Consider the following 7,553-nt stretch of genomic DNA (forward strand, 5'->3'; position numbering starts at 1 on the left):
CTTCTGCAAAATTAAGCAAAAAGACTTTGATATTTTCAATTCTTCTGTCTTGTTAGTGTCAGCACCCTGATTGTTATTGCTTTTATCATTACAACTACCAGCATTACAACCTGCAAAGGGTGCAGCAATAGATTAACCACCTGATTCTGGGCGGTTAAAAAGGATATCATCACCCGGGTCAAAAAAATAAGGCCTACCGGCAGCGCTAAAAAAGCAGGGTCAAAATTCACCGCCATAACAATAGGGCAAAATACAACAAGCAGCGTGTATATCGACGCTGCAAATACATTGTTTCCAAATATCCTGAGCAATCCCTTTCCAACAGAGCCGGTATCAGACTTGTCTTCCAAATGAACAAATCCATTTGCCTGCAGGAGTTCCATTTTTGTTTTGCCCTGATTTTCACTCACTAAATTTTGTCTGTATTTGTCCGCATTGAAAAACATACATGGCTGACTGGCTACAGAAAATGCGGGAATATTAATTAACCGGATCAATCTCATCGGAAATATATTCATCAGCACGAAATCATTCAGCGGGTAAATACACCTGTCAAAAAAGCCATTAAACTTCCTGTTCGGTACCAGACTGATCAGTGCAAGATCGTATACTTTTGCCCGGTAGATCAAATTATTGATCAGCCCTTTTCCAGTGCTCAGCTTTCCCTTTAAGAACAACAGGTACTTGCCGGTGGCCAGATCTGTGATGTCATTAATTCTTTCCTTCGCGTTCTTAACAAAAATTTCAACGTGTTTGTAGTCCTGTTCTTCTATAGATTTCAATAACTGGCTGTGATCATCCTCAGGATCACTGAATATGATAATGGAGACTTTATCTGTATAATGTTTTCCATAATATCCCAATTTAGGATTCGACAGGAAGTTAAACAGCGTGACTGAAAATCTTAATACCAGGAAGATGAGGCCTGCATAAATGAACAAAATCATACTTCCGTTTTATTTTGATCTTTAACGGCATAATCATAATGCTTATTATACTCACTTTTAAGCAATTGCAAACTCATATACTCTTCCGCTTCCCAGGACCTCAAATAAGTATTCATTGTAGGTTTACGCTTTCCGTAATAATCCGAGAGGCTTACAGAAAAAACAATTTGAAATTTCTTTTTTGATGAATTGATCACCTGCATGATGCCCTTCTCGAAATTAATACCCGTAACGTGACTGGTATAAGATCTGCCTTGCGGGAATAGGAGCACAAGATTGTTTGGGTCGTCCAGTAATTTTCCGGCATAGATCAATGTTTCAATCACGTCTTTCTTATTATTTTCAGCGGCAAATGCACCCAGGTACTTCAGGTACCAGTGCCTGCTGTAGTCCTGATGTGTAATTAAAACATGAAATTGCTTTTTGAAAAGCAGTCTGTTTAACTGAAACATTAAAAAACCATCCCACCAGCTAAAATGATTGGCGAGCAGCAACACAGCTTCATCAGCGTTAATTTCCAGTTTGTTAAAATGATAACCGGCGAAGTCCTTCCTGAGCAAATGAGCAATATACCAGGAAAAAAAATGAAGGACAAAAGGATTTTTTTTGAACTGGCGCATCCCCTAAAATGGGAATAATTCCTCTTAAATACAAGTTTTAGCTTAAATACACCCGGTCCTCTTCACCTTCCACATCCATCACTACATCCACGTGTTCCTTTAGTATAGTTGCCAGCTGCAATCCTACAAAGTCAGTTGCTATAGGAAATATTTTATGACTTCTGTCTACAAGAACCACAGTCCTTATTTTTTTATGTGGTGTGTTCAGAAATACCCCAAGCCCATACGCAAGGGTCTTGCCGCTGTTTAACACATCATCTACCAGTATGACTACCTTATTTTTCCATTGTGATTCGTCCAGATCAGTATTTGCAACCAGCTTACTGTTCAACCTGTCCAGATCTATCCTGAGCATCGTGATTTTAAGATCAGAGATTTTCGACAATACAGATTTCAAACGTAGAGCAAGTTTATATCCGCGGTCCCATATCCCTGCCAGTACAATTTCCTGTTCATCCAGGTTGTCTTCCAAAATCTGGTAGGCTATCCTGTTAATTTTTTGTTGTATCTGTTCTTTATTGAGAATAAGTAACTGAGATTCTGCCATTGGTGTCACATTGTTTACGTGCTACAAAAAGAACCATTTTAAGGTTGAAAATCAAACTTAGCTAAAATTTTATTTTATCCTTCCTTCTCCGGCACAAAAAAGGCCTTGAAAAAAAATATTTAAAAATAATTTACAAATGATGCAACGTTTACTACCTGTCTGCGTCTAATTCATGAACCCCTTAACTTAACCGATTATGAAAAATTCCAGTTTCACTTTAATCGCAATTGTTTTCATCGCACTTTCTGCAAATTCAATAGCAACCAAAGCTCAGGAAAACAAAGACATAGCCATTACCAATTTTACTGAAGTTTCCGTATCAAGCGGTATAGATCTTTATCTGACACAAAGCAGTTCTGAAAACATCAGGGTCAATGCCCATCCCGATCTGTTAAAAAACGTGGTTGTTGAAAAAAAAGGAAATAACCTAAGCATCAGATATAAGGATAACATTAGCTGGGGCAGGCTGTTTAAGGGCCAAAGCATCAAAGTCTATGTGAACTATAAAACGCTGCAGGCCATTTCCGCCAGTGGCGGCAGTGACGTGTATTCACAAAACACTTTAAAAACAGATAAATTATCTATAAGCGCATCAGGTGGTTCAGACATTGACTTAAATGTCATTGCCAAAGACATCCAAATTCAGACCAGTGGTGGTTCTGATGTAAACATAAAAGGAAATGCAACAAATATGGAGGCAAGCAGCAGCGGTGGAAGCGATATCGATGCACTGGGCTTTGTGGTAGAAAATGCCAGGGTGACCGCAAGTGGAGGTTCTGACACCAGTGTCCATGTCACCAAAGCACTGGATGTAACAGCAAGCGGCGGCAGTGATGTAAACTATAAAGGAAACCCTGCTGTAAAAAAATCCTCAGGCAAAAGCGGAGAAGTCAACAAGATAAATTAATATTTAAGTTTAGTTTTAGTGAATCCCTACCGGTGGAGGCCGTTAGGGATTTTTTGTGTCTTAACCCTTATTCTTGTAGGGATAGTAAATAAAGTTAGCCCCTTCCGGAACGATCACAAACACACACATAAAATCTTCGGGCTTTTTATAATTTTTCAGGAACAAAGCCTTTTTATCAGGCTGAATAATCCCCTTCTCTACAAATTCTTCAAATGTAGATGCCTGAATGGTCCATTCCGTATTCAAATCCTTGCGGTCCAGGATCACTTCCCCAATATTGACCGTAAACTGATGGGCTATAAATATAGGGTTAGCAGAAATACCCTCTACTATGATCTCAACTGCAACCTCTTTAACAGAGTCGGCGTACAGTTCAAGGTCTTTTTCAAGACTGATCAGCGGACTTTGTTTTTTAGTTTCAGGTTTTTCACCTTCCGGCTGCTGCGGCAATAATTCTTCTATATCCATTATAATTAATCTTCAAAAGCGCTACACCGCGCTGCCAACAAATTTTAACAAAACAACGTTTTCAACGTGCTGCGTATGAGGAAACATATCAACCGGCTTGATCCTCAGCACTTCATATTTTTCTTTCAGGAGAGCCAGGTCTCTAGCCTGTGTGGCCGCATTACAGCTTACATACACAATTTTATCAGCTTCCATCTCCAGCAATCTCGCGACCACATCTGCGTGCATTCCGGCTCTTGGCGGGTCAGTGATGACCACATCCGGTTTACCATGTGCCGCAATAAATTCTCTTGTCAGAATGTCTTTCATATCCCCGGCATAGAAAATTGTATTGTCGATTTTATTAAGATGCGAATTGAACTTTGCATCATCAATAGCCGTAGGGACGTATTCAATCCCGATCACCTGTTTAACATTTCCGGCTATAAAATTTGCAATCGTCCCTGCGCCGGTATAAAGATCATAGACCAGCTCATTCCCGGAAAAACCTGCAAATTCCCTGGTAATTTTATACAGTTCATGTGCCTGATCAGAATTGGTCTGGTAGAATGATTTTGGACCGATCTTAAATTTCAGACCATCCATTTCTTCAAAAATGTGGTCCCTTCCTGAATAGGTAATTACGTCCTGGTCAAATATGGTATCGTTCTTTTTTTGGTTGATGATATACAGCAGCGCAGTGATCGCCGGAAAACTTAGTTTCAAATGTTCCATCAGTCCTTCTGCCTTTTCCTGGCCCACATAAGCAAAAACCACTACAACCATTACTTCACCAGTAGAAGAGGTACGGATGATCAGGTTCCTCAAACTGCCTTCGTGGTTGCGGAGATCATAAAAGCTCATGCTGTTTTCCAGCGCATAAGCGCGTACCGAATTTCTGATGGTATTTGATGGTTCAGCCTGCAGGTAGCAATGCTGGATGTCAAGTATCTTATCAAAGCGTAAAGGTACGTGAAAGCCCAGGGCGTTCATTTCAAGATCGGGATCAGGCCCTTCAGTATCAGGTCCCTCCTCAAGTACCCCGCGTTCTGCAATGTCCTCTTTATTTAACCAGCGTTTATTAGAAAAAGTATACTCCAGCTTATTCCTGTAATATTTATTCTCAGCAGATCCTAAAATAGGCTCCATACCTGTCGTATCGATCTTTGCAAGGCGCTGCAGTGCAGCCTCTACGTTCTTGTGTTTAAATTTCAACTGGGCTTCATATCCCATATGCTGCCATTTGCAACCGCCGCAGGTGCCAAAGTGCTGACAAAAAGGGTCTGTCCTTAGCTCCGATGCTTTATTTAAACTTTCAATGACGGCCTCTGCAAAGTTCTTTTTCTTTTTAATGATACGCACGTCTGCCACATCTCCGGGAACCGCTTTATCGACAAATATCACCAGCTCATCTGCCTTGCCTACACCCTTACCCTCTTCAGCAATGTCAATTATATTTAGATTTGGAATGATACTTACTGTCCCCGATTTTCTATTTCTACTCATTTTGCTGCATAACTTATATAAAACTGCAACGGCAATAATCGCGTACAGCTAAAAAGTGCAAAGATGCGAATAATTAGTTTTAAATTTTATTACGGCGCAAGATTTCTCAAAGATGCAGACAGCACCCTTTAACCAAGAAATCATAAGATCAAGCATTATTTACCAAAAACCCTAAGGATAAAACCAAAAAGGCCACCCAACCAATTAAAGCTCATATCAAATTTTTCTTCTACTAAAACGGAAACTTCCAAAATTTCGTTACTCATGGCGACAATATTGATATATCAACAAATGTAAGTGTTTTTATACCAAATACCAAAACGGTCTACACAAGAGCTACAAGGCAGCCTTAACCAAAAAAGGAAGCAGTTCTTTTTGGAAACTGACAAAATTCTTGCGTACATCCGAATCACTTACAGAAGTAAATGCAAATGAGAATACTATGCTTTTACTCGCTTTGAGTAAAAAAGCCAGCCCTTCCTTGCGCGAAGGATTATTCTTAAAGTGATCGAGCTCCAGGTAAGCAGACAACAGCAAAGATTCCAGCTGGTCAGATAAATGTTTAAGAAACTCCTGGGAATTGGCATTTTCCCTTACAAAGTCCCAGCCGATAAACTCGTTGCACACCGTATAAGTCAACCTGCAGGTCTTCATGACCAGTGCCTTCAGATGCTCTTCTTCATCTGCAAACTGGGCTTTATTTTTTAATATCTCATGAAGGTTCAAATCCAGATAATTCATCAGAATGGCATCCAGTATCTGTTCCTTACTTTCGAAATATTTATAAATGGTGGCTTTTGCGATTCTTGCTTTCTTAGCGATTTCGTTGACACTGGTCTTATGATAACCGTATTTTCTAAACAGCTCTTTAGCAGCCCTGATTATGCTTTCTTTAATTTTTTCCGGTTCCATCAATTCGTTACATGTATAGTATTTCCCTGTATAGATGTATTGTACATCTTTAAGGCCCTTTTAGCAGGGGCCTTCACGGGGCTGCCATCTTCCAGTGAAAATTTTGCCCCTGTGCATTTATCAGTGACTGCAAAATTCGATTCATCCAGTACAACAGCACATTTCTCATCCGGATTCACCGTACTGCACCGGTCGTAAGACACATAACTGCCGTCCAGCTTGTGGTAAATGATCAGACCTGCTACCCCATGGTCCTTGATCAGCACCCCCTGTCCGGGACTGCTCAACCTCAGGAGCCTCGGATCTGTCAGCAGCGCACTAAAATTCACCGGAACATTAGGAATAGCCATATCTCCCTTGCCGCAGGCGGCACACATCATCCAAAGCAACATCCAAATTCCGGCAATCTTTTTCATTATATCAGTGAGGTTTTGTATTGTTTTAAAAACCGCGTATCATTTTCAGAGAACAGGCGAAGGTCCTTGATCTCAAATTTTAAGTTCGCGATACGCTCGATACCCATTCCAAAAGCAAATCCGCTGTATTTTTTACTGTCAATACCGCAGTTTTCCAAAACATTCGGATCCACCATGCCGCAGCCCAGTATCTCCACCCAGCCACTATATTTACACATCGGGCATCCGGCGCCTTTGCAGATCGTACATGAAATATCCATTTCCGCAGAAGGCTCAGTAAACGGAAAATAAGAAGGGCGGAAACGGACTTTCGTTCCTTCCCCGTACAATTCCTGTACAAAATAGAACAGGGTCTGCTTTAAATCCGCAAACGATACATTCTCGTCCACATAGAGTCCTTCCACCTGATGAAAGAAACAATGTGCCCTTGCGGAGATCGCCTCATTGCGGTATACCCTGCCGGGCATGATTGCCCTGAACGGTGGCTGACCGGCTTCCATCATCCTCACCTGCACAGAAGAAGTATGTGTACGAAGTGCTATATCCCCCTTTTCACCGCCTTTTTTAATAAAGAAAGTGTCCTGCATGTCTCTTGCCGGATGTTCTTCCGGGAAGTTCAATGCGGAAAAATTGTGCCAGTCATCCTCTATTTCCGGACCTTCTGCCACCACAAAACCCAGCTTGTTAAAAATCTCGATGATCTCTCTTCTCACCAGTGCCAGCGGATGGCGCGCGCCTACTTCAAAACCCTCACCCGGCAAGGTCAGGTCCAGACCAGAATCGGCAACAGCTTCTGTTACGCCACCCTGATCCTTTAAAATTTGGTATTTTGCTTCAGCCAACTGCTTAAACTCATTTAAAACCTTGCCCAGGGATCTTTTCTCCTCAGGTGAAACCGCTTTAAACTCGTCAAAAATATCCTTGATAATTCCCTTAGTTCCCAGGAATTTAATACGAAACTGTTCTAACTCATCTGCTTTATCTGTGGAAAATGCATTTATTTCCCCAGCATACTGTGTTATCTTATCTTGTAACATGGGTCCAAATATACAGCTATTTATACAATTTTATATCACCCCCAATGCCTTACCTACTTTAGTAAATGCAGCAATAGCCTTATCCAGATGGTGTTGCTCATGCGCAGCAGACAGCTGTACGCGGATCCTTGCTTTGCCCTGGGCCACTACCGGATAATAAAACCCGATCACATAAATACCCTCCTCCAGCATTTTTGCAGCAAACTTTTGTGCG

Annotated in this window: 10 protein-coding genes and 1 pseudogene; 1 reads left to right on the forward strand and 10 read right to left on the reverse strand. The window is 41.2% G+C overall.

Going from position 1 to position 7,553, the window contains the following annotated elements:
• Positions 1-35: 35 nt before the first annotated feature.
• The 3 genes from VK541_RS22505 to VK541_RS22515 are packed head-to-tail and all read right to left on the reverse strand — an operon-like array spanning position 36 to position 2,114.
• The gene (locus tag VK541_RS22505) at positions 36-947 is read right to left on the reverse strand and encodes a hypothetical protein (RefSeq protein ID WP_324372811.1); all 912 of its coding nucleotides are present in this window, start codon (positions 945-947) and stop codon (positions 36-38) included.
• Positions 944-1,567 carry a 1-acyl-sn-glycerol-3-phosphate acyltransferase gene (locus VK541_RS22510; protein WP_324372812.1) on the reverse strand — a complete coding sequence of 208 codons (624 nt, stop codon included), beginning with the start codon at positions 1,565-1,567 and terminating at the stop codon, positions 944-946. Before VK541_RS22510 ends, VK541_RS22505 begins: the two co-directional genes overlap by 4 nt.
• Positions 1,568-1,604: 37 nt before the next feature.
• Complete coding sequence (locus tag VK541_RS22515) at positions 1,605-2,114, reverse strand: phosphoribosyltransferase family protein (protein WP_285059910.1); 510 nt, start codon at positions 2,112-2,114, stop codon at positions 1,605-1,607.
• A 196-nt stretch (positions 2,115-2,310) separates the two neighbouring features.
• Between VK541_RS22515 and VK541_RS22520 the strand changes: the two genes are divergently transcribed.
• Positions 2,311-3,021: a head GIN domain-containing protein gene (locus VK541_RS22520; protein WP_324372814.1), complete on the forward strand. Its 711-nt coding sequence runs from the start codon at positions 2,311-2,313 to the stop codon at positions 3,019-3,021.
• A gap of 60 nt (positions 3,022-3,081) precedes the next feature.
• Here VK541_RS22520 and VK541_RS22525 read toward each other — a convergent pair whose 3' ends face one another.
• The 7 genes and pseudogenes from VK541_RS22525 to VK541_RS22555 all read right to left on the reverse strand — a co-directional run.
• Positions 3,082-3,489 carry a hypothetical protein gene (locus VK541_RS22525; RefSeq protein ID WP_324372815.1) on the reverse strand — a complete coding sequence of 136 codons (408 nt, stop codon included), beginning with the start codon at positions 3,487-3,489 and terminating at the stop codon, positions 3,082-3,084.
• A gap of 21 nt (positions 3,490-3,510) precedes the next feature.
• Positions 3,511-4,974, reverse strand: coding sequence for a 23S rRNA (uracil(1939)-C(5))-methyltransferase RlmD (gene rlmD / locus VK541_RS22530; RefSeq protein WP_324372816.1), 1,464 nt, complete (start codon positions 4,972-4,974; stop codon positions 3,511-3,513).
• Between the two features lie 155 nt (positions 4,975-5,129).
• The gene (locus tag VK541_RS22535) at positions 5,130-5,240 is read right to left on the reverse strand and encodes a phenylalanyl-tRNA synthetase subunit alpha (RefSeq protein ID WP_324372817.1); all 111 of its coding nucleotides are present in this window, start codon (positions 5,238-5,240) and stop codon (positions 5,130-5,132) included.
• Positions 5,241-5,310: 70 nt separating this feature from the next.
• Positions 5,311-5,886, reverse strand: a complete 576-nt coding sequence (locus tag VK541_RS22540; protein ID WP_324372818.1) for a helix-turn-helix domain-containing protein — start codon at positions 5,884-5,886, stop codon at positions 5,311-5,313.
• Positions 5,886-6,302, reverse strand: coding sequence for a hypothetical protein (locus VK541_RS22545; protein WP_324372819.1), 417 nt, complete (start codon positions 6,300-6,302; stop codon positions 5,886-5,888). Before VK541_RS22545 ends, VK541_RS22540 begins: the two co-directional genes overlap by 1 nt.
• Entirely contained in the window at positions 6,302-7,339 is a 1,038-nt protein-coding gene (gene pheS, locus VK541_RS22550; RefSeq protein ID WP_324372820.1) for a phenylalanine--tRNA ligase subunit alpha, read from the reverse strand. The genes VK541_RS22545 and pheS overlap by 1 nt, the downstream gene beginning before the upstream one ends.
• Before the next feature lie 30 nt (positions 7,340-7,369).
• Positions 7,370-7,553, reverse strand: a pseudogene (locus tag VK541_RS22555) (glycine C-acetyltransferase); the annotation flags it as partial.

It is taken from the genome of Pedobacter sp. (assembly GCF_035317785.1).
GTDB lineage: Bacteria > Bacteroidota > Bacteroidia > Sphingobacteriales > Sphingobacteriaceae > Pedobacter.